The organism is Haloarcula amylolytica JCM 13557 (assembly GCF_000336615.1).
In the GTDB taxonomy this organism is placed as follows: domain Archaea; phylum Halobacteriota; class Halobacteria; order Halobacteriales; family Haloarculaceae; genus Haloarcula; species Haloarcula amylolytica.
Window position 1 is genome coordinate 1 of the sequence record NZ_AOLW01000039.1, and the last position, 225, is coordinate 225.

Genomic DNA, 225 nt, shown 5'->3' on the forward strand with positions numbered 1-225 from the left:
GCTTTCGCCGCCATGGACACCTGTGTCGGTTCTCGGTACGGACATCATGCTCGTCTTTTCATGGGCCCCAGGTTGAATCACGTTTCCCTATACCGCCGTTCGTCCGCTTCGTGCCATTACGGCTTCCACGGAGTTGGACGGTTCGACCGGGCGAATGCCCGGCGTGATCGACCCCAGGGCGTCAACTTTCACTGCATGATGGCACAGGAATATTAACCTGTTTCC

1 rRNA gene is annotated in these 225 nt (G+C 57.3%); it reads right to left on the reverse strand.

Annotated features, from left to right (window positions below):
* A 23S ribosomal RNA gene (locus C442_RS22480) occupies nucleotides 1–225 on the reverse strand; the annotation flags it as partial.